The organism is Vibrio sp. 10N.222.54.E6 (assembly GCF_041473955.1).
Lineage (GTDB): Bacteria > Pseudomonadota > Gammaproteobacteria > Enterobacterales > Vibrionaceae > Vibrio > Vibrio tasmaniensis_A.
In genome coordinates this window covers 1-22,068 of record NZ_JBFRTD010000036.1, presented here as the reverse complement: position 1 = coordinate 22,068, position 22,068 = coordinate 1, and the positions used below count along the sequence as shown (strand labels likewise).

Annotated in this window: 19 protein-coding genes and 1 pseudogene; 13 read left to right on the top strand and 7 right to left on the bottom strand. The window is 39.5% G+C overall.

Features of this window, described 5'->3' with window-relative positions; genetic code table 11:
- Nucleotides 1-23 precede the first annotated feature (23 nt).
- The gene (locus AB4513_RS19775) at nt 24-971 is read right to left on the bottom strand and encodes an aldose 1-epimerase (protein ID WP_102257656.1); all 948 of its coding nucleotides are present in this window, start codon (nt 969-971) and stop codon (nt 24-26) included.
- A 64-nt stretch (nt 972-1,035) separates the two neighbouring features.
- On the opposite strand from AB4513_RS19775, the gene AB4513_RS19770 reads away from it, so the two are divergent.
- Both AB4513_RS19770 and AB4513_RS19765 read left to right on the top strand, forming a co-directional pair.
- Nucleotides 1,036-4,134, top strand: coding sequence for a GH116 family glycosyl hydrolase (locus AB4513_RS19770; protein WP_102257655.1), 3,099 nt, complete (start codon nt 1,036-1,038; stop codon nt 4,132-4,134).
- Between the two features lie 96 nt (nt 4,135-4,230).
- A complete protein-coding gene (locus AB4513_RS19765) occupies nt 4,231-5,244 on the top strand; it encodes a LacI family DNA-binding transcriptional regulator (RefSeq protein WP_102257654.1) in 1,014 nt (337 codons plus the stop codon).
- Nucleotides 5,245-5,382: 138 nt separating this feature from the next.
- Here AB4513_RS19765 and AB4513_RS19760 read toward each other — a convergent pair whose 3' ends face one another.
- From AB4513_RS19760 to AB4513_RS19750, 3 genes are all read right to left on the bottom strand, one after another.
- Nucleotides 5,383-5,739, bottom strand: coding sequence for a hypothetical protein (locus tag AB4513_RS19760; protein WP_102257653.1), 357 nt, complete (start codon nt 5,737-5,739; stop codon nt 5,383-5,385).
- Nucleotides 5,740-5,976: 237 nt separating this feature from the next.
- Nucleotides 5,977-6,363: a hypothetical protein gene (locus tag AB4513_RS19755; protein ID WP_102257652.1), complete on the bottom strand. Its 387-nt coding sequence runs from the start codon at nt 6,361-6,363 to the stop codon at nt 5,977-5,979.
- 546 nt (nt 6,364-6,909) lie between these two features.
- Nucleotides 6,910-7,089 (bottom strand): hypothetical protein, encoded by a 180-nt coding sequence (locus AB4513_RS19750; RefSeq protein WP_102257651.1) that lies wholly within the window; start codon nt 7,087-7,089, stop codon nt 6,910-6,912.
- A 746-nt stretch (nt 7,090-7,835) separates the two neighbouring features.
- Here AB4513_RS19750 and AB4513_RS19745 point away from each other — a divergent pair.
- The 9 genes from AB4513_RS19745 (at nt 7,836) to AB4513_RS19705 (ending at nt 17,187) form a co-directional block, all read left to right on the top strand.
- Nucleotides 7,836-8,462: a hypothetical protein gene (locus AB4513_RS19745; RefSeq protein ID WP_017084738.1), complete on the top strand. Its 627-nt coding sequence runs from the start codon at nt 7,836-7,838 to the stop codon at nt 8,460-8,462.
- 35 nt (nt 8,463-8,497) lie between these two features.
- The gene (locus AB4513_RS19740) at nt 8,498-9,622 is read left to right on the top strand and encodes a DUF3800 domain-containing protein (protein WP_017084737.1); all 1,125 of its coding nucleotides are present in this window, start codon (nt 8,498-8,500) and stop codon (nt 9,620-9,622) included.
- A gap of 269 nt (nt 9,623-9,891) precedes the next feature.
- Nucleotides 9,892-11,100 (top strand): site-specific integrase, encoded by a 1,209-nt coding sequence (locus AB4513_RS19735; protein ID WP_102257650.1) that lies wholly within the window; start codon nt 9,892-9,894, stop codon nt 11,098-11,100.
- Between the two features lie 322 nt (nt 11,101-11,422).
- Nucleotides 11,423-11,665 (top strand): helix-turn-helix domain-containing protein, encoded by a 243-nt coding sequence (locus AB4513_RS19730; protein ID WP_102257649.1) that lies wholly within the window; start codon nt 11,423-11,425, stop codon nt 11,663-11,665.
- 240 nt (nt 11,666-11,905) lie between these two features.
- Nucleotides 11,906-13,450: a replication endonuclease gene (locus tag AB4513_RS19725; RefSeq protein WP_102257647.1), complete on the top strand. Its 1,545-nt coding sequence runs from the start codon at nt 11,906-11,908 to the stop codon at nt 13,448-13,450.
- A 488-nt stretch (nt 13,451-13,938) separates the two neighbouring features.
- Nucleotides 13,939-14,070, top strand: coding sequence for a hypothetical protein (locus tag AB4513_RS19720; RefSeq protein WP_276605431.1), 132 nt, complete (start codon nt 13,939-13,941; stop codon nt 14,068-14,070).
- A 106-nt stretch (nt 14,071-14,176) separates the two neighbouring features.
- Nucleotides 14,177-15,031 carry a hypothetical protein gene (locus AB4513_RS19715; protein WP_133151963.1) on the top strand — a complete coding sequence of 285 codons (855 nt, stop codon included), beginning with the start codon at nt 14,177-14,179 and terminating at the stop codon, nt 15,029-15,031.
- Nucleotides 15,021-16,010 (top strand): hypothetical protein, encoded by a 990-nt coding sequence (locus tag AB4513_RS19710; RefSeq protein WP_102257644.1) that lies wholly within the window; start codon nt 15,021-15,023, stop codon nt 16,008-16,010. The genes AB4513_RS19715 and AB4513_RS19710 overlap by 11 nt, the downstream gene beginning before the upstream one ends.
- On the top strand, nt 15,997-17,187 hold the full coding sequence (locus AB4513_RS19705; protein WP_102257643.1) for an MFS transporter: 1,191 nt from the start codon (nt 15,997-15,999) through the stop codon (nt 17,185-17,187). The genes AB4513_RS19710 and AB4513_RS19705 overlap by 14 nt, the downstream gene beginning before the upstream one ends.
- A gap of 51 nt (nt 17,188-17,238) precedes the next feature.
- Here the strand turns inward: AB4513_RS19705 and AB4513_RS19700 are convergent, their stop codons facing one another.
- Both AB4513_RS19700 and AB4513_RS19695 read right to left on the bottom strand, forming a co-directional pair.
- Nucleotides 17,239-17,604: a nucleotide pyrophosphohydrolase gene (locus tag AB4513_RS19700; RefSeq protein WP_102257642.1), complete on the bottom strand. Its 366-nt coding sequence runs from the start codon at nt 17,602-17,604 to the stop codon at nt 17,239-17,241.
- Nucleotides 17,591-18,616, bottom strand: a complete 1,026-nt coding sequence (locus tag AB4513_RS19695; RefSeq protein WP_198592092.1) for an HNH endonuclease — start codon at nt 18,614-18,616, stop codon at nt 17,591-17,593. Before AB4513_RS19695 ends, AB4513_RS19700 begins: the two co-directional genes overlap by 14 nt.
- A gap of 370 nt (nt 18,617-18,986) precedes the next feature.
- On the opposite strand from AB4513_RS19695, the gene AB4513_RS19690 reads away from it, so the two are divergent.
- Nucleotides 18,987-20,420: a hypothetical protein gene (locus tag AB4513_RS19690; RefSeq protein WP_102257640.1), complete on the top strand. Its 1,434-nt coding sequence runs from the start codon at nt 18,987-18,989 to the stop codon at nt 20,418-20,420.
- A 614-nt stretch (nt 20,421-21,034) separates the two neighbouring features.
- On the opposite strand, the pseudogene AB4513_RS19685 reads toward AB4513_RS19690, so the two are convergent.
- Nucleotides 21,035-21,232: pseudogene (locus tag AB4513_RS19685) on the bottom strand (IS110 family transposase); the annotation flags it as partial.
- A 107-nt stretch (nt 21,233-21,339) separates the two neighbouring features.
- Here AB4513_RS19685 and AB4513_RS19680 point away from each other — a divergent pair.
- Nucleotides 21,340-21,936 carry a hypothetical protein gene (locus AB4513_RS19680; protein ID WP_017084735.1) on the top strand — a complete coding sequence of 199 codons (597 nt, stop codon included), beginning with the start codon at nt 21,340-21,342 and terminating at the stop codon, nt 21,934-21,936.
- Nucleotides 21,937-22,068 lie beyond the last annotated feature (132 nt).

Sequence of the window (22,068 nt, the reverse complement as noted above, 5' to 3'; positions counted from 1 at the left end):
GCAGTTGCTTTACTTTGCTTTCTTTATGTTGGCTGATAGGTGGCTTGGCATTGCCAAGTAAAGGTTTGAGATTGGTTCGGGCTAAGCGTCAATAAGCCAATCTGGTTATTGAATGCGTCGGCTGGGCAAGTCATTGGTTCTATTGCAATACTTTGCTCGCTCGTTGGCGTGTAAAGCTGAACGAATGGGTAGCTTTCATCTTGTTGGTAGCGAATTGCGGCAGACGAATCTGAGCGCGTAAACGCAAGTTGGTTGGTTGTCTTGGAATCAAATTCAAAGCAGTGATTTAAGCTTTGATTGGTGAGTGAATCGTCCAAAGACAAACGGTCAAAAGCGTGTTTTTCACCATTGGGTAGGTCGTTTTCGTGTATGACCTCAGAGCAAGGCGACATAGCGAGTCCACATTGTGCTAGCTCAGTACCGAGTGAAAAATAAGGGTGCCAAGCATCTCCGAATGGGAAGGCGGAATCACCCAAATTAGAGACGGTCGTTGAGGAAGTGAGTTTACCCGTGGTATCGATAGTGAAGGTGACTTCAAGGTTGAACGCAAACGGGAAAGCAGGATGCAAAGATGACGTTTGATACTGCAACGTCACACTGGCGGATTCTTCAGTGGTTACGCTGTTTGTGATTGAAAAAGGTTGGTTGTAGAGCAGGCCGTGTACGGCGTGATCAGACCATGGAAAGTTAGCTGGGAGTTGATGGTTTTGGTTATCGAAACTGTAACGACCTAAGTTTAAACGGTTTGGAAAAGGGAATAATTTAGCACTGCGGGAAAAGAACGGATGTTGGTTGATCAGTTCATCATAATTCTGATAACCACAAATAAAAGAGAATGGACTGTTATTTACGATATACTTATTAATAACAGCACCAAATCCATTGATTATTTGAAGTTCTATACCATGTTGGTGGTTTATTAATGTGACAGAGTCAATATTTCCAAATTTTTCATTTATAATTTTAAACATGTTGATGTCTCCATTTTAAAAAGATATTAACAAGAAGAAAAAAATATTCAATGGCGGTTTTAAAATGAATAATAAAATTCCATATACGAGCTACTCAGGAAATTCGGAACACTTATGTAAAAAAGGTGATGCAGTTGAATTTATTCAACCTTGGTACACGCCAATTTCTACCACACCAGAAAATACCGGTATGGCGGTGGGCGGAATTGGTAACACATTTACACTGACGCCAAACGGAAAAACACCAAATTTCAGCTTTATTCCGGGAATATTTGTCGATTGTTCAGAGCAAGTTATTAATTTTAATGATTTTTATGCGTCAGTGATGAATGTGCCAACCATCGACACGCTGCAAGTTTTTAATGAACAAGAGCTAAGCGTTCACCTGAACTTCTATCCTGCTTTGTTCGATGGAAAAAAGATTGAAAGTAGAGAAATGTCGAATGCGATTAGTCTCATTCAAACAGCATTAAAAAATGGTCGCTTCTACCAAGAAAATAAAACTAACTTTACAAAATGGAACGTTGAATTTTCAAATAAGACTCAATTGTTGATTGAAGAAGATTCATCTTCAACTATTTGTCAATTATATGTAGCCTTAGATTTCTTTAATGGTTTATTAATAAATGATACAACGAGATTATTATCACTCACTGCGGGTAATAATAATGATATGGATAGTATCAATGGCAGTGATATAGATAGTGTTAATGGCAGGGATATAGAATGCCAAGCTTTATATCCACTGGCTGAATATAAATACAGTAGCTTCGAAGATATTAATATAAAGCGTAAGGTAGTCTCTCCGATCGTTAAAGAGAACAAACGCCTTTGCTCTTTACCGATGCATTGGAATCACTTCGAATTAACCAATAATTCATCGCAACCACGCGTGATTACGCTTGCTCAGCCGCTACAAAACTTGATTGGCTCTACCTACCAAAAAGGCCGTGATGGCATTCAGGATTCGGCATGTACCTTGTCTCAAAATCCGATTGCTCAGCAGCATGAAGTGGTTAACTTAAAAGGCGAAAGTCACAGTTTTACGGGTGTTCAATTGTCTAGCCAATCGCCTTATCAAAGCGATATTGAAGGCGAAGTGGTGTTTGGTGTTCAAGCGGATAACCATTTGACTGAATCTGGTAAGGTTTCGATTTCTGTCAAACCAACGCTTTATACCTCTAAGACTGCTCAGCAAACAGAGTTCGCACTGAAAACAGGCCGTACCAACGCTGAATTCCAAACAGGAATTTATACGGGGCGTGAAGCATTGAGCGCATTGGTTGTTGTTCAGGTTGAATTAGAAGCGGGTGAGTCTGTTGACCTGCGTTTTGCACAGGTGATGGCTCACAGCAAAGTCATGCTTAATGGTTGGCACTCAGATAAGGCTTACACGCAATTTTACCCGCAAGTAAAGCCTGCATTACCTATGTTAGAAGACATGTTGCCAAAGCTCGAAGCCATTGAGCAGCAGATCGTCGCACAACAAACAACTTTCTTAGAGCAAGCTCAAAACAAGATCTCGCAGCCTGAATCGGCACTTCGCTATGCGACGATGGCGATGAACTCATTGTCGTTCTTAGCGGAATCAACGGTATGGGACAAAGAAGATAAGTTCTTAGTAAAAGAGTGTGTCGACTACCCATTCTTTAACTCTCTGGATGTGTACTTCTACGGCTCATTTTCGCTGCTTTATTTGCTGCCTGAGCTTGATGGCTGCGTGATGAAAGCGTTCTCGAAAGCCATTTTGGCGGAAGACTTTACCGAGCGCCGATACTGGGAATACGAAGCGACGCCTAATGCAGAATTGATTGATGACAAGTACCAAGGCGTACGTGCCATTCGAGGCGCGGTAATCCACGACTTGGGCAGCCCATTCGACATCCAGCCTGACGCGTACAGCTGGCACAACGTGAAAGAGTGGAAGGACTTAGCACCGAAATACATTCTGATGGTGTACCGCCACTATCAAAACACACAAGATATTTCTGTGGTTAAAGAGTGCTGGCAGGCCGTAACAGAGAGCATCGATTTCTTATCGAACTTGATCGCTGAAGGCGATGATTTGCCGCTAACCCGTGGAACAGACGATACCTTTGATAACCTAGCTTCTCACGGCATCTCTATTTATTGTGCGAGCCTGTGGGTTGCTGGCTTGCAAGCCGCGAGCGAACTTGCTCAATTGATGGGTGAAAGCGAGCGAGCTAGCGGTTACTTAACGCGTTCTAAAAAGGCGTTGGCAACCGTTGAGCAAAGCTTGTGGGATGACAAAGAGGGTTACTACCACTTCTTCGTGACGCCAGTTCAAGCCAAGCATTTAACAGGTGAAGGCTATCAAGCTCTGGAAACCTTAGGACTTTCATTGACTGGTGATGCGATTGCTGACAAGAACACGCTCAATACCTATCTCAATGAAACGGATACTTCCATCAGCATCAGTAAGGTATCTCAAAGAGTCTCTAAGAAACGCTTGCTGAGTGAGACGGCGCCACAAGCCTTTACTCAAGAATACTTAGATTTAGTGCCAGATTCCGACAACAGCTTTGGCGATGCCTTGTTGGCTGACAGCTACCTAAAGCTCATCGGTTTAGAAGGTATTTTCCCGCAAGAGAACATCCAACGCGCACTAGACTATGTTTATAAGCATAACTTCGAAATTAACAGCCCTAAGCTTGGGGTTGCGAATATGACGTTGGCCGATGGTTCGCCGCATGAGGCATTTCAGGCTCAAGATGTGTGGATTGGTGTGCAGTTTAGTGTCGCAACGGCGTTGAGTCTGGCAGGTAAAAACCAGCAAGCAGAAACATTGATGGATACCGTGTATACCGCACTCTATGACTATTCAAAAATTCCATTTGCAGCGCCAGAAGGGTTCAATTGCTCTGTGTCTGTCAATGAGGCAGATCTTATAGAAGCATTTAAATTGACGCAAAATGATGCGAAAAACTGGCTAAGTGTACTTAAATGTCAAAACTGTGTGCTGTCTGACGGTCGGATTAATCCAACCTTGACGAAAGATACTGATAATTTTGTTAAAATGGTGAGCGGTGAAATTCCGTTAGAAAAGCTGGCAGGCTTACACAAATGGTTACTGAGTACTGGCTTGAAATATACGGCTGGTCGTTACTTCAGACCGGGGATGATCTTCGCTTACATGTATTAACTTAATGACACGAGTTTTAACGAAAGCAGTGGTATGCAGGTAGAAACTGATGGGGAGCTTAAAGCTCCCCGAATGTCACTTGATTAGGGATTCGAGATGCGCACTAAAACAAAAAAAACAACAGTATACGATGTAGCAAGACTGGCTGGTGTTTCTCCCAGCACTGTGTCTCGCTTCCTTAATCGAACCACTTATGTGTCTGACGATAAAAGCCAAAATATTGAGCAAGCGATTAAAGACACTGGCTACAAACCTAATTTTCAAATGCAAGAAAACACCAACCGACGTTCACTCACCATTGGTGTCTTGGTGCAACACCCTGACAGCCCTTATACCAGTCGTATTCTCAATGACATGGAGAAAACACTGATCGCTCAAGGCTATTCGTTAGTGATCGCGACAGGGCATTGGCAGAAAAAGTTAGAAATGCACGCGTTGGAGTATCTCGCAAAAAGTAACGTGGATGGCATGATCATCGTGACAGGAAGCATTACTCAGGAAGAGATTGCCAAGTATGCACAAGACATTCCTATCGTGATGGTTGGCTACGATTTTGTTGAGAATAATGTCCGCTCCATCAACATTGATAACGTGTTGGGCGGCTACATGGCAACCTTACATTTACTGCAACAAGGGCATGTGAATATTGCTCATATTAAGGGGCTTTCAACTCAACCTGATTCGGGAAATCGCTTTGAAGGCTATAAGAAAGCACTTCAAGAGGCGGGTATTAAAGTGATGCCAAAACTCGTTAAACAGGGTGATTTCAGTAGTGAGTCAGGCTACGAGAAAACGGTAGAGTTGATTGAATCTAAGGTTCACTTCTCCGCCTTGTTTGCTGCTAATGACCAAACGGCTTACGGTGCGATTAAGGCGCTGTCTGACCACGGTTATAAAGTGCCAGAAGATGTGTCTGTGATTGGGTTTGATGACTTGCCAACGTCGAAGTATTTTACGCCAGCGTTAACCACCTTAAGGCAGCCGATTGAAGAGATTGGCGAAGTGTGTGCTCAGTCGATCTTGAACTTGTTATCTGGCGAACGGCATGAAGCTCGATTGCCACCCATTGATTTAATCGTCAGAGAGTCGACCAAGTCTCTGTATCGTTAATTTCAAGGCAAGCCTCAAGGTGGTGCGCCCGTGATGATTCGCTTCGGGACAAAAGCAAGTTTGAGAACAGCAGAGTGAAGGCTTTCCAAGCATACGATTCAAGCCGGATAGAAGTAGTCAAGATAGTTTTGAAGTAACCTACAGGTCCTCACCGGAGTAGCAATATCGCCCAGCATCTTCATCACTCATCCAGTAATTATCAATATAGATCCTTGCGCTTGAAGGAGACGAGTCATGTTCATTTTTAAACACTAAAACGTCTTGAAATCCATATTGACGCAGATTGCCTTTGATGTAAGAGCCTGAATTCAAGCCAGAGTATGGAGGGTAGGCCTCAGCTAATAACCAACCCTTTGATGTATTAATCGCCATGTGATCATTTTCACATTCATAATGGTCATTTGCTATATATCCCCATTCTTCACTAGCATAGATCTTTGTGGCACCAACGCAGAACAAAAGAGCAATAATAGCTTTGATTTTAGAGTTTTTCATAATAATCTCATATGTAGAATTGAATGGATTGGCACGCGCTAATCATTCTATCTCACTTTCCGCAGACTTAAATTATCACTATCTTCTGGTGCATCGCTCATTCAAATATCTCCATCTTTCTCGCAATCATTTGCAAGAGGACATTTGAAAAAAGCTAGTAACTTCTACGGGGCAATAGTGATCATTTTTGTAATTATTTTCATCTGGTTACACGAATCGATCTGGGACAAAAGCGTCTTAGTTTAAAAGAAACTTAGGTGGCTCAATTAAGAGAGGTTCTAAAACGTTATAGGCTCTCTCTTTGGCTTTTTGGGTCGCGTTTTCAGCTGTTGCCGCTAGGATGATATCTCGTTCTTCTGCTGTAACGATAACAGTGAAAAAAATCGCTTCGAGGACTCTATATGGATATTGATTGGGATTGCCTTTAACAACCGAAAACGGGAACATTTTCGTTAAAGACATCAATTCTTGTGAGGCTCGAGTAGCGCGGGTGCCTAGTATAAAACCTATCGTTTGTGCGTAATCTTTGATCGTTGTGAAAGCAGTGTCATTGGCACTTTCTTCGACAATCACACCAAAATCTTTCCAGTTAACAAACGTCAGATCTTCAATTCTCTCAAACATTTATTAGTTTCCTCTATAGACCGTCATTTATAATCACATAAGCTATTAGGCTAAATGTCTCCATATGGATACACTGTCCCATGAGTTTTTAACCGAATCAATAATCATGAATTCTTTATCTTTAACAAAATTACAGGCAGATTTGCTAGCAAGTAGATTGGAAAAATCCGGGTACATTTCATCGGAAAGGAAAATGTACGTCCGTTATTCTACATCCATTCGAGGAGACTCGGTATTCATACATCACAGTCTAGATGTCATTCGTTGCCGAATTAACACTGCTGCGAGTGGAGTGCTAGAGTCAACGTTTGGAAAACCCAATGGTAAAACCCCAGAGAGTCAGGATGACGGTAGGATGTTGAGCTGGTTTTTTAATGGGTATACGGGAAAGTCGACGACAACTCTTTAGTACTTATAGGGTGAGGTTATTTGTATCGCCCCACAGTCTAGACTTATGCCACTGTTTGGGACAGAAGCGAGATGTCCATAGCTAACAGCTTTCCTGCTTCAAATGTGGAAGGTCACTTACAAAACGTGGGCACAGATTTAGAACTTCACTTTTACTGTTTCACATCTGCCTTCAGTATTTACACCACCCTTATCGTCAAAAATTACAATATTACCGCTCGTACGTTCGATCACCATTTGTCTGATAGCTTTAGTAAAGTAGTTTCCCGTGTACTCGTAACCGTATTCACTATACAGGACAATACGGTCTGGCTTCATTTCGTACCTCCATGGAAGAGTAACCGTCGACGTCAATCCCATGTGCTCATTTTCTAGCCTTTTACCATCTATGGCTACAGTATGAACCCATGCATGCTGGAGTTTAGCTAACCACTAAGTTTGCAGCATAACGGTTGGTTCATCATTACCGTGCTTAACTCTGAATACTAATGGCGGGACTTCAATAACTTTATCATCATGCGTCATGTAAGTTGACTTTTCTATTCCGCACTCTAGGTAAGGGATTTTCTCTGTTTGAGATGAGGCTGAGAATAAGGTTAGTGCACTGATTAAAAAGAGTTTTTTAACAATAATGTACTTCTGGCAATGATTCTTCTAAGAGGCTTAGTTGAAAGCCTAACATAATAAGATTTGTTTGAGTTAAGCCTGAAATATCTTGTAGTAATTTGTTATTGCAATACTACTGACCTGTTGGGAAATAAGAGCATAAGCAAATCTAAATGGAACAAGAGCGCCTTAGTGCGACTACTCTAAAACGCTTCTGCCCCAAACTTTGTTAGCCCTAATAAACTTACCGTCTGGCGAGCATTGCAGTAGACCTAATTAATCTAATCCGTACTTTGGGCGCTAATGCGGAAACTTTCCGTAGTTCTATCCCGAAACCCTCTTTCGATTCACATAACAGTTTGATGCTAATTGAGTTTAATAATGTATGCCAGCATCATAAATGGAATGTAAACACGGAAAAATTCAGTCTAATAAGCGTTACGCAACTGGAGTAAATTATGAAAAATGGCTTAGTAAATACGCTGAATCGGCAGGATGCTTCAGATGCGCTTGTAGATCTAGGAGAAACACTTCTAGATTCTCAATTCGATGATGGGCTACTAAAGGATATTCCCATTTTAGGAACTTTGATTAAGCTGAAAGATTTTGGACTAAGTATTAGTGACTACATGTTGGTTAAAAAACTGCAAAAGTTTGTATTCGCTTTGAATCAAGTTCCTGAAGATGAAAGAGACATGTTTTTCATTAAATTAGAAAGTGACTATACGTACAAATCTAAAGTAAATGACAATTTGGTTCTGCTTATCAATGCTTCTGATGATATTGATAAACCAGAAATGTTAGGGAAGGTTTTTTCTAAATATGTCATCGGATGTTTGGACTATGAGCAGTTTATGCAATTTTCGACCTCAATAAATGGCTTAAATGCAAATCAGTTTAAGTTACTTAAACAGCAAGAAAATGCTCTTACATCCAAAGAAGTTGGTCATATACTAGCTTCATATGGTTTCGTTAATATTGTCATACCAACAGCCTATGGTTCTTCTGTGCCTGATTATTATTTGAATGAAGATGGAGTTGAATTCCTAAAAGTACTGTTTGGTAAAGAGATCGCGGTGGAATAGTTGCATAACAAGGTGTTATAACTAAAAGAGGCTTTATGGCACAAAAAATATATTTTGATGAGTCTGGATTTACAGGCAATAACTTGTTGTCTGCTCGTCAGGAAGTCTTCTCGTATGGCTCTGTAGCATCGAGTGATGAAGAAGCAAAAGAAGTAGTTGAGTACATAATTAAAAAGTACAAAATTCAAAATGGTGAACTGAAAGGCGGGACGCTACTGGGAAATAACCGTGGTAAGAAAGCAATATCTGAATTGCTTGAAATCTACGATGGTAGGATGAAATCAGTTGTTCAGAATAAAAAGTTGGCATTAGCAGGAAAGTTTTTTGAGTATATTTTTGAGCCTGCTTTAGCTCAAAAAAATGGGCTGTTCTATAACCTTAATTTCCATAAGTTTGTAGCTAATTACTTGTATATAGAGTTTATTGTAAAAGAAAAAGTCGCAGAAGAGTTGTTTCTGGATTTTGAAAACTTCATGCGCAACAAGACCACTTCGGATGACTTTTTTACAATAAGTACTCCGCAAGAAGCAACCATGCCCTTTCAAAGTATCCTTGCTTTTACGCAAGCTAACCGACAGTCAGTCGCTGATGAACTTGACGCATTAGAAGGTACAGGACTCGACAAATGGATACTTGACCTTACTGATACATCACTTTTCAATTTGCTCGCATATTGGGGACAGAATCATCAACAATTAACAGCAGTTTGTGATGACGCAAAACCGTTGAAAGAAGATATGTCTGTTTTCGACGCAATGATCAATAGAACTGACAAACATTTTCAATCAATTGGTGGTAAAACAGTACCAATTACATTCAATTTGAGTGAACCGGTAAATCTTGTTGATTCAAAGGTTTATCATGGAGTTCAGGTCGCCGATGTCGTTTCGGCAGTATCTGTATATGTTGCTAACGAAAAGAAGAATGATCCATTTTATGATAAATGGGTTGGTACGTTTTTCGATCAAGTTATTTATGGCTATGCTAGCGTCGTTCCCGAAATTGAATATGTCGATCTGGAGCGAGATTCTGTAAAACTCAATGCGTTGCTCCTTGAAGAGCTAGCTAGTAGAAGTCGCGATAAACTTCCATTAATGGAAGGCATTGAAGAATATGTTCAAATGGTAAATTACGCACTGAAATTTGCACCCAAATTTTAGGTATAACAATCTGTTTAGAGTGATTCTCAACGCGTGGCGTTTTTACTATGCCTTGCGTTTGGTGGTTGCGGTGGCATCGGTATTGCTTTGCTCACACCTTAACAGTGGAATTGACTAATATTCCTCTGTAGACAGCGGTATACAACAATGAATGGTAATGCCATATATAACAATAATTTAGATTAATTATGTTTGTTCATACTCGTTCGCTTTAGTCTATCGATATACAATTATTCTGCTACATATCCGCTACACAAAGGAAGAGTGTTATGGCGATTAAGCAGAAAATCACAGCTAATTCAATTAAGAACCTCAAGGTTGAACAGAAGCGATTGAATGATACTGAAATCAGTGGCTTTCATGCTCGGATCTCTCCTTTAGGTACGATTAAGTATTATCTGTACTTCCGTCTCAACGGGAAGCAGCGAAATTATCTCCTTGGTTCTGCTAATGCTTTAACTCCTGCGCAAGCAAGAGACTTAGCTAAAGAGAAAGCGGGTTTAGTTGCAAGTGGTGAAGATGTGCAAGAGGCCCGATATGAAGCTAAAAGGCAAGAGCAAAGAAGTAGCCTAACACTAAAAAAATTTCTCGATGAACATTATGAGTCCTACCTAATAGCTATGAACCCTAAGACGGCTAAGCAGTCGTTCATGTGTATAACAAACAATTTTAAACATCTGGCGAATAAACCCTTAGCAGAGATCACTGCATGGGATATTCAACAATGGGTTACTGAACGCAGGAACTTAGGTCGTGCTCCAGCAACGGTTTCGTATGCCTATAATCGCCTGAGAGCGGTTTTCAACCGTGCAGTTGAATGGAATTTTATTGATTCACATAATCTGAATAATGTAAAAATTACTAGGGAAGATAATAAGAGAGTTCGTTACCTTTCCTATCAAGAAGAAAAGTCACTATTGGACACTCTACATCATCGTAGTGAGCGTCTGAAAAATGATATCAAAAAGCGCTTCGGAGAAAGGGCGTCGACACAGTTTTCTGTACGTTATATCGATTACCTAGAGCCACTGGTTTTAATGGCGATGAATACTGGTATGAGGAAAGGTGAATTACTTTCTTTATGTTGGGAGCACGTCAATATGGAGGATCGTTATCTAACGGTACGTTCTGAAAATGCGAAGTCCAAAAACAAACGAACGATCCCTCTGAATAATACAGTTTTTGACATGCTCAACGTTTGGCGAGAGCAGAATCCAACTACGGAATTTGTTTTTGTTGTCAATAATAGGCCTTTGGAAACCTATCAATATCAGTGGGAGCAATTATTAAAAGAAGCAGGTATACAACATTTTCGCTTTCATGATTTGCGCCACCATTTTGCCAGTAAACTTGTTATGGCGGCAGTGGATTTAAACATCGTTCGTGAGCTACTTGGCCATGCTGATTTAAAGATGACCCTTAGGTATGCGCATTTAGCTCCTGAGCACCAAGCCAATGCGGTCAATTTGATTGGCTAACAGCCGTATATTCGTCTTGTTTCTATCTGGATATTTTCACATGTTGTTATTTTCGGTTAGGTAACCGAATGAAACCAATAAACACGGGGCTTTGACGGTTTTTGTACCGCGTTATTTGGTAACGGTTACTTTCGGTTAAGATTGTATTAACCCATTGATTTTATTTATATCGTACTTAACCGAGAAATTACTCCCCTTGAGAGGGCGTTTTTTCATCGTTTAACCTAATAGGTATAACTCTAAACCTAATAGGTACAACCCTCTAACACTGCGAATTTATTTCTGCTTAGATGAACTCGAATCGACTAAGAGGAATAAAGAGATGAATTCAGAATTAACCCAAAAACGTGCCTACACCGAACAAGAGACTGCGACTTACATTGGTATGAGTCGTTCGTTTTTACGCCAATCAAGAATGGAAGGACATCGAAAGAATCGAACAGACGCCCCACCTTTTATTAAAATAGGGCGAGCGATACGCTATCTAAAAGAAGATTTAGACCAGTGGCTAGAGAGCCACAGTAAATGCGAACAACTCTCTCACAGAGGGGGCTATCATGATTAATTTGAGTAAAGAACAATTGACCCTTTTGGCTTGGATGAAAAGAGGGCATACGTTTGAAGTGTGCTCAGACTATTGCCCGAGGAATGGAGAGGTGCTCCCAAAAGAGCGACTACCTATTCGCCTCTTTAAAGAGACTATAGATAAGCTTTTTCAAGCCGGTTTAATAACGTATGTGAGTAACAAATCTTACGGCCTTCGTTGGGATGTTTTCTCCTTGACTCAGACAGGGAGTGAACGAGTATGAATGTGTTAGATTTATCGAGTGTTGACCCTGATGACAGAGGTTTTGTGACCAAGAGGTTAGCTTTGTTTTCATTTGAAATTCAGCGGATCTTACTTAATGAGTATTGTCGTCAGCCAACCAAGTTTGAACGAAATACTTATTTGCGAGTAACGTCGGACACACTCTCGAATCATTTATCTGTCCCGTTGGATAAAGTGGGACTCAACCTTACTGAAGAGGACTTAAGGGACAAAGCGAAACGCTTAGCGGCTTCGACGCTTGCATTACGACGCCAACATTTGAGTGAATCCGTTTCCCTTGTTTATATTCGTCAGCTAGTCAAACAACAAGGACTTCCTGCTAACGCAGGTTTGTACTCATATTCCGGTGAGCTAGCCCGTTATAGTGACCCTAAATGGTGGCTTAGAAAGCTCAGAAAGGCGTTAAGACGTAATATAGAAATTGTTCTGCACCATCTTAACCAAATCAATAAGAAAACAAGCCTGTATTGCTCCTATCCGACATTAATCGCTAGAAGGAACCAAAGAGCCTATCAGAACGCTTATTTAGAAAATACCTTTGCTGTTAATGAGCTAGGGCAACGCTTTTCATTGCTTGAATTAGCACAAAAGGGTGTCTCTGATCCGAAGATACGCAAAGCTGAATTAATGGTTAGAGCAAGGGGATTTGAAGACCTTGCTCAAGAACTTAACCATGTAGCAACTTTTCTCACTCTTACTTGTCCTTCGAAGTATCACAGAAGCTACTCAGCTTCGGGTCATGCCAATCCAAAATGGGGAGGCTTTACCCCGCTAGACGGTCACTCTTACTTAAATAAGGTCTGGCAATTAATACGTTCAAAACTGAATCGTTTAGGGGTCCGTTTTTACGGTTTCCGTGTAGCAGAGCCACAACATGACGGCACACCACATTGGCATTTATTGTTGTTTGTGGAGCCGGAATCTTATCGTCAAATGATAGAGGTTATACAGGACTATGCGTTACGAGAAGATAGTAAAGAAAAAGGCGCGACTGAGCACCGATTTACTGAAATCAAGATAGATCCATCAAAGGGCTCTGCTACGGGTTATATCGCTAAGTACATTTCAAAGAACATTGATGGAACTGATCTTGATAAAGGTGTTTACGAAGAAGACCCTCAAGATGCGGCTGCCAGAGTTGATGCGTGGGCGGCCTGTTGGGGCATACGTCAATTTCAACAACTGGGAGGCTGTTCTGTGACAGTGTGGCGTGAGTTGAGACGCCTAAAAGAAAGACAAGGTTTACCGTTACTTGCTCAAGGGATTTTAAAAGCCGCGGACAAAGGTGATTGGAAACGGTTTACTGAGATGATGGGTGGTGTGTTCAGTCTACGCAAGGAGCAGGTCTGTAAGCCTTACTACGCTCTTTCTTTTGATTTAACTACTGGAGTTATCAAAAGTAGTTTATATGACGAAAATGAAATGGTGAGAGTGTTGAAAGGAGTCATGATTGCGGGGCGTGAAATCATCACGCGAACATTTCAGTGGCGATTGGAATCAACTCCCCGTTATGCTTTTTAACTTGGAGTTCTGTGAATAAGTGTACGTTATGAAACCAAAGTTAAAATACCAAGGGTAGCGAGTAAACAAGAGACTATCTTCCTTATAAGGTTCGTGTGCTTTTTTAAAAAGTAACCAAAAATAATATCGAGGATGAAGGCACCTTGGAATAAAGCCATGACTAAATTGTTAGTTTTTCTGATGGGTAGTGAAGCGACAAGTATGAGCATAACGCTCATTATTTGTAGGGAAGTAAGTTTCTCACTTAAAAAACTTCGGAAAGAGAACTCCCCATATTTTACTCAGGGAAACTAGTTGGTAAGGACAGGGTATATCGATAGCGTAACATTTCAACGTGAGCTTATATTTATAGCTTATATGTTCTATAAATTACAAATAATTAATTTTGGTTTTACAGTGAGATGCATCAAGGTTGGTTGGGTGCGATCGTGAGTCATTTAGGCATTCATTACGCACTAGTTAACGACAACTTACCAAGGAGCTAACTTATGGAAGATAAGAACAAGTTACATCAGGATATTGAACAAAATAACGATGAATTCTCAAAAGAATTTGAGGTTGAGGCTAGTGAAAGCATTTGCTGCGATAATGATAGTCCACGTCAAGATGTTGGGCACTAGTTTATAAGACGTTATGGAGAAGCCCTCTAGAATGAGGGCTTTTTAAATACAAATGATATCTATTTCAGTAATAAATAGCTCTCTTAATAGTGCTTTTAACTCAACAATGATTGAACCTACTTACAGGGTTTTTAAAGGACAAAACTTAGATTATAGAGCATGTGCTTCAATACCAAAATTATGGGGTAATTGTGCTCAACCTCCTCACGAACATTTAAGAGGAATTGTCGGCGAGGGCTACTGCTTGGCAATCAATGAGCTTTCTAAATGGAGCTTATTGCTGACTAGAGAAATTAATGCACTACTATTGGAAAGTAAAATATTAGCGAGATACAAAAATCCAGACTTAAAAGACGTGTATGTTTTTATATCTACTTCAGAAAATTGGACGCCGTTTGGAGTTCATCGAGATTTCGAAGATTCGATCATTTTAGATATTGATGGTTTAGGACGGTGTATTTATGAATGGCCTAATGAAAATGATGTAGAGTTCGACTTTCCTATAATAGACGCAAGAAGCTTCATGGGTATTACTTTTGATTATGTAGATAAATTGCCTTTCGCTCAATGTGTTCGTCTAAAAAATGGAGAGTATCATAACGTTAAGTCTAAAGTTTTACACATTTTCAAAAGTAATGGCCCAGGTCTGTTTATAGGATTGAGTTGTGTGGAGTCGCGCGACGGCAATGTGTTTATTCCTCCGATTTACGATCCTAACCTTAAAGCTAATATCAAAATTCTATGTCGCGCGAAAGTAGCGCTTAGTAGTTTTAAGCTTGAAGGTGATTACATCGAGACTCGATATGGGAGAATAAAATTAACAGATGAAGAAAAAAAAAGATTATTGAGTAAGAAATTCAAATTCTCCAAACCTGAAGTCTTAAGAGAACTAATTTCGTCAAAAATCGATTCCAATTTAGTCGAGAAAATGATCAAGATAGGCGCTGTGTATGTGTTTTAAATTTTATCAAGAAATATTTAACTCTATAGATGAGTTAAATATAGGAATTAAACCTTCAGATTCATTTTCGACATCGCATGTAACACCTGAAAAATTTAGGAGTTTGGCTGCTTCAATATATGACTCAATACTAAATGTTGGAAGTTCTAGGTTCAACTTGAGATTGATATTGGAAGGGAAGGATCTCCACCCAGCTATGTTCATTGAGTCGAGAATAGGTGATGGTCTTATCGAACATTCAGTAGTTGATGGCGATAATGTGGTGCAATTTTTGAAAAAAGGAGGGACGTTTGTCTTCGATCATATGAATGACTATATACCCCAAGCAAGGTTAGTACAGGAGTATATTGAATCAAAGTATGGTGTTAAGTGCTGGGTACAGTGTTATGTAACATGCTCAAAAGGAACAGCGTTTTTTATGCATGCTGATGACCACCCTTTTATTATTTTCCAAATTATGGGAAAGAAACAATGGAATCACGATAACAATACGCCAAATATCACTTATAGCGTAGGCGATATGGCGTTTTACCCTAGAGGTAAGAAACATAATGTTCACGGTTTAGGTGAACTCACAATGCATCTAACAGTGGCATTTGAGGGGTATAATGATACGACATATGATCAGTTGAACTTGGAAGAGAAGTTGAAGGTTTTGAAACCTAGAGTAGGTAGTAGTTTGCCGTATTCTATTGCACCTGAATTATTGAAAAAAACAACCAATCTAAGGGCTTATTATAATCACTTTCCTCCGTTAAAATCGATGGGCTCTTATGATGTGTTAATTACACCGAAAAAGCGAATAAAATTGAAGCCTATTTATTCTTCGATACTTAAATTAATTCAAACTGAGTTTTTCCTTAACGCAAGGGATATATCTAATGAATTAGGGCTTCCTGAGAGTCAAGTTATGGACTTCCTATTATTCGGGTTGAAAGAAGGCTTAATAATCAAAGGATGTAGAGATGAAAGCTATTAGATTAAAACTATTGGGCAATATTAGTAGAAACTTTTTCCTTTTTTGTATCGCCTCGTTTGTTTCTTCTATAGGAAATTCTATAATACCAATCGCCTTTGCCATCGAATCTGTAAAGATCTCTCCGTCAGGCGTAGGTCTTAGCATAGTTCTTATATCCTTATGGTTAGGGAGATACTTAGGGACTTTACAATATCGAAGAACAAGTTTTGTTAACCTTAAGAGAGTAATCCTTGTCTCGGATTTTTTTAAGCTATCGACGCAGCTTGGCTTACTTCTTTATATCTACGTTTATAGTAATGATATTGTAGCAATGGCAGCATCTTCCTTTATATACGGTATAGCTTCATCTTTTTTCGCCCCTTCCTCATACAGGTTGATACCAGTAATTACTTTAGAAAAGGAAAGGGAGAGATGTAACTCAATTCTATCTGCTATGGGTGATGTTTTTGGGATCCTTGGGCCATTGGTTGGCGCTACGATAGTTATATTTCTTGGCTTCGAACTAGTTCTATTGGTTGATGTTATTACTTTTGGCTTCGCCTTACTTATGTTTTCCTTAATGGATCTTGAAAAGCAAGTCAATTCAGTTGGCGAATCAGAAACACCCAAACCTGATACAAACTCAAATAAGATGTCTATAATTCCAGTTTGGTCTGAGAATGGTATAAGAAGTTGGTTCTTTGCCTCAGTTTGTATTGGGTTTATGGGTAGTGCGGGGCCATTCTTAATTATACAAAATCATTCAGAATATTCATGGGCACTTGTTGCGACTATAGTTTCAGTGGGTTCTCTGTTAGGGTCGGCCTCCGTTATGACAGGAAAGCTTACCAACGTAAAATGGAAAGGTGTCCACTTCCTATGTTTATTGTTCCTTACTATTCAATTGTTGGCTTTCAATAGCCAAATGAACATTTACATAATCGCGATGTTTGGCCTTACTGGAGCTCTATTTACAACTATGAGTGGTGTGAAATGGGATACTAAAGTTCAAAATGAGCTATCCCCTAATCAACTATCGATTTTTGCTGCTAAGGAACAACTTTGGATGAATACAGCAATCCCTATGGGAATGTTGCTGTTTGCTTTTGCATCACTAGTTGAGTTAATTGATCTTACCTTAATTGTCATTTCAGTTACTACATTCTTAAGTACGATCTTTTTGATACGTAAAGAATAATTATAGAACGTCAACCGTAAGCCTTACTTGTGAGGTAAGGCTTATACAATGTTATTTGTCTGAGTACTTCGTTGCGTTACCATAAGATGACGAGATAGGATACTTTTGAGCATTTTTTTGGATTTTTATATGAGCTGCCTGTATCAAATCAATGTTTGTTGCATCGGCTAACTGTAAGAGATATAAAAATACGTCTGCTAACTCTTCTTGAACTTTTGTTGTTTGTTCATCGGTTAATTTGTTGCTTTGCTCTTCTGTTAACCACTGAAATATTTCCATTAGTTCACTCACCTCAACAGATAACGCCATGGTTAAGTTTTTTGGACTATGGAACTTACTCCAGTCTCTTTCCGATGCAAAAGAACGTAGCTTGGTATACAGTTCATTGTGTTCCACACAACTGTTACTTTTTGACATAATAATCCATAAGTTTTCGAAGGGTAATTTTGACACCTCTCTCCTTAAGAGACTTCTTTCTACGATTTAAGAATGTTTCCACTAGAGGTGAGGTAATATCTATATCAGAATGATGGAACATGCTGTGGCAATTAGGGCAGAGCGAAAGAATGTTTTCTGGAACATCTAGACTAACGTTAAACTCGCCTTGTTTTTCCATTGGTATTAAATGATGTGCTTCGACGAAGTTTTTCTTAGTTACACGAGACCTAAATGTAATGTGTTGAGGGTTGTTTTCACACTGAAAATTAGCATTTTCTAACGCGCTTTTAGCAATACGGAAGCTTCTTGGCCATTTACCTTTGGCATTACCATTGTCACCACGTTTTTGGGGCGGCTTTATTGGCCCTGCCTCTAAAATTATTGACTGTGCAGTTTCTACGGTGTTTTGGTAAGTTTCTTCATCTGTTGAAGGAAGTTCACTTACTGTTAATTTAGATTCTATGTTTTCCATATCATGCAACAAAAGAACACTCGGGAACGGAGCGCGCTTTTTACCTGCCGCTATTATACTTAAGTGAAAGTTATAATTGCTGTCGTTTATAGACCAGTTCATCTTGCCAGCTTCATGAGTTTGAACCCACTTAAATCTATGTTTGAAGCTAACAGATTGTTTAGTTGGGTCGTCTTCATTTGGTGATGGCCATAATTTATAATCATCTATATAGAAATCACTAGTGATTTTACCAAGAATTACTCGGTCTATTTCGAATACAAAATCACTGACAAAATCTTCAGTTAACGTTTCATCTGGATACATCGGGTACCTATGTTCGATAAAAGGTAGATGCTTTTTCATGTATTGTTTGTTTTGGGTCCTAACCCCCACTAAAAACATTACATTATCTCCAGCTTTTATTTCTGAATGTAAACCACTAGTCCTTGTTCCCCAAGTGAAGTTCTCAAGGGCGATTTTAAGGTTCCTTTCAGTTATATCATCGTTTTTTAGTATAATTGTCCAAGTTTTTGGCATTGTCGAAAGCCCAGTTAAGTAGTTCATTTAAAAGTATGTTTATTAATATAAAGGGAAGTTACCTCCCGATGAATGAATAGTCTATAGCTAGGTTTCGCATATCTGGTTTTTATCTACTTTTTGGGTTTTACCTGTCGGTGAAGACATCTTATGAATTCAATTTACCCCTTTATCACGGGGTAATTCGACTTTGAGTTAACTACCTAGTCCGAGACCTCACACGTACGTTTCTATCTTTGCATAACATCAGACCAAGCGCATCAATGTTGCTGGTTACACATAAGATATAAAAATAAACTCACATCAACCACTTTAATATTGTGGACTTAGCCCCAACATCTTGTTTGTAGATGACATTTTGGGAGCCGCTATGAGAGTATCAGAGTATTTTGGTTTAAAACGCACACAAGCATATTTAGATTTTGTAGATATCCCTTTAGATACTGATTTAGCAGTATTTTTAGACCCAAATGCTATAAAGTCACTTGATTCATCATGGGGAAATGAGTTGTCTTCATTCCTGCAGTCTTTTTTTGAGTCCGTTTTAAAAATGATAAAAAATGGAGATGATGGTCGAGCAAAAACATTGCTTGCGTCTTTAAGTGAAGGTAATGAGTTTCATTTGGGGTACTCTGTTGGGAAGTCAAGAGGGCACGGCTTTGGAGATGAGTCAGCAGATTCAGTTTGGGATGCTCTAACTAAAAGTAAGGCTGCAAAGTCCGGTTTATTGCAAGACTTAGAGGATACAGCTCTACTTATCAATGGAATAGGGACTGATATGATTTCTGACGCGGTATGCAATATCCTTCGCAGTCCGCTGATAAAGTACACTCAAGATATGTGCCGCTATTATGGGATTCCACTCACTCAAAATGTTGTTTCTGGACCTCTTTGGAATCCAATAAAAGAGGTTTGGGAAAATACGTTTGTTGATTTACCAACTACTAGTTACGGTAAAGTAATATTGGTCCCTAAAGTATTGGTCCGTAGTCGACTAAGTTTTCATTATGAAGAGTATTATAGACACTATTTGTTGCCTCAAATGCAGCATGAACATATTAAAATTCAAAGTCCCCTAGTTCAAAACCTAAAAAATGGCTCCCAGATAGTCACTAAAAAGGACTTAATGGAAAAATATGGAAAGGACAAACTGGCTGTAGTTGAGCAAACGATTTTGAGGCCACATGTATTGGATGATTATCGAGAAGCAAAAATTGATAATCCATCTAGCCCTATATCTCATGAGCAGTTTTCCGAGCTTGAACAAGTTGAAAAACCAGATGTTAGTCAATTACTGGAACAATTAAAGGCTCTGCCTGTAGGTCGTGAGACTGCAGAACAGTATGAAGACATTGTTGAAAGGATTTTGTCAGTCATATTATACCCATCTTTATGTAATCCAACTAAGCAACACAGAATACACGATGGTCGAAAAAGGATAGATATTACATACGTAAATGAAGCTAAAGGGGGCTTTTTTTATTGGTTGTCGATGCATTACCCAGCACCACACATCTTTATAGAGTGTAAAAACTACGGGAAAGAAGTTGCAAACCCTGAGGTCGATCAGCTATCAGGTAGGTTCTCACCTAGTAGGGGCAAAGTTGGGATTTTGATATGTCGCTCTATTGAGAATAAAGAGCTTCTCTATAAACGCTGTGTTGATACTGCGAAAGACCAGAGAGGTTTCATTATTGCTCTTGATGACTCTGATATAATAACTCTTGCCAACGAATACGCTGGCTGTGAAGGTATACAAGATTTCACTTTGTTACGTGAATACTGGAAACAATTAGTGGATTAAAGCTTTGTTTTGGTTCAATTCTGATAAGCGGTAACTTGAAATGTGAAAGAGATATGAAGCCGAACCCACTCGTGATGGGCTTAGCTTCGTTCTTCTCTATATGCTAAAGGAGGAAAGGATCATACTTATATAGTCTTATTTTAAACTAACCTATCAACGATAATCTTATCGATTCCTAGTAGATGCTTTGAAGTTTCACCTTAAAATTTGATTAATCCTCACTCCTGTTAATGTCTCTTTTGGTCTAGAGATTGGCCTGTCGCTATCTTTAACATCATAGAGAATCTCAACTGAACGGCCTAAAATTAGTAACAATTATCTAGCTACACATTTGCTACATAGATAATAAAAAATCAAATAATATTTAATATGTTATTGATTTAGATGCTATTTTTTGATTTACATTTAAACCTTAACAGGGCCACATGGGCTTGGACTCCCCCGGTTGTCAAACACCCGCTAAACTTATGTTGATGAGTTTTGGACTGCCGTTCTACATTCGGCCTACTTATCGACGGTTCGCATACGCCGTGGCTCTGATGACTTTCCGCGACAGCGGTGCCTTATTCGTGAGATGCCATCTAGTGTGTCCGCCGCATTAACAGGCTCTCCGCAAGTGTTCTTGCCCGAGAATGTGCACCACCACACGCTTCAACGCCTATACGCATGAGTGGTATATTTGCTATTGTAGTCAGTAACTTAGAGCGAGTTACTGACTTATGAAGTATGACCTTACCATTTTGGTCTACGGCATGAACACTGAAGTGGTTTTTAGCTAGGTCGATAACGCAGAAATAAGAATAATCAGACATGGTGCCTCCGATGTATTTAAGCACCACATAAGTGTGGCAGATCCTCTGTAGGGGGAATCCATGTCATTCGTTATAGACTTTACTTAAATTATGAGTGATTAATAAGAATGAAAGCAATTGAAGTCATAGATGAAGTTCGTAATGCACTTCAGCAACTCCGAAATAAAGAACAAGAAAATATATCAATTGATGCTATGGACAATTACATGGCCCAGTTGTCTAAACGTACAGAAACATCATACGAAATTGATAAGCTCAAACATGATCAAAATTTAGCCGAGTTTCAAGCTGAAAATTCAAGAAATATAGCTCATTCTCAAAATGTCTCTGCTCACTCTGTTGAGTTATTTAAATCCGTTATTACCGCGGGGCAGGCTGCATTAAAAGCCAGTATGGTTATAAATGGCGGTGCCGCTGCTGCGCTTTTAGCATTCACAGGAAAGATATGGACTGAAGGTTCTTCCGTTAATGTCACTTCGGCTTTAAGTTTATCTATATTGATCTTTTGTGCAGGTCTGCTTACAGCTGCTTTTGCTACTGCAACAACATATCTATCTCAGTTGTGTTATGGACATCATAAGGACAAAATTGGTCATGCTATTAACGCAGTTACAATAGTTGTTGTCTTAGGTTCATTCGTTTGTTTTGCGTATGCTGCTTATACGGCAGCTTCGTCTTTTGGTCTACATTTCAATAGCCTATAACAATGACAATAAATGACCGAAATAGATTGGCTTTCGGGTACACAAATCATGATGCTTCGACGAAAAGTTTTCCCCTGAAGAATTTCAATAAAGCAGTAAGTTACAACTCAAACGTATCCGCCCCATGAACCC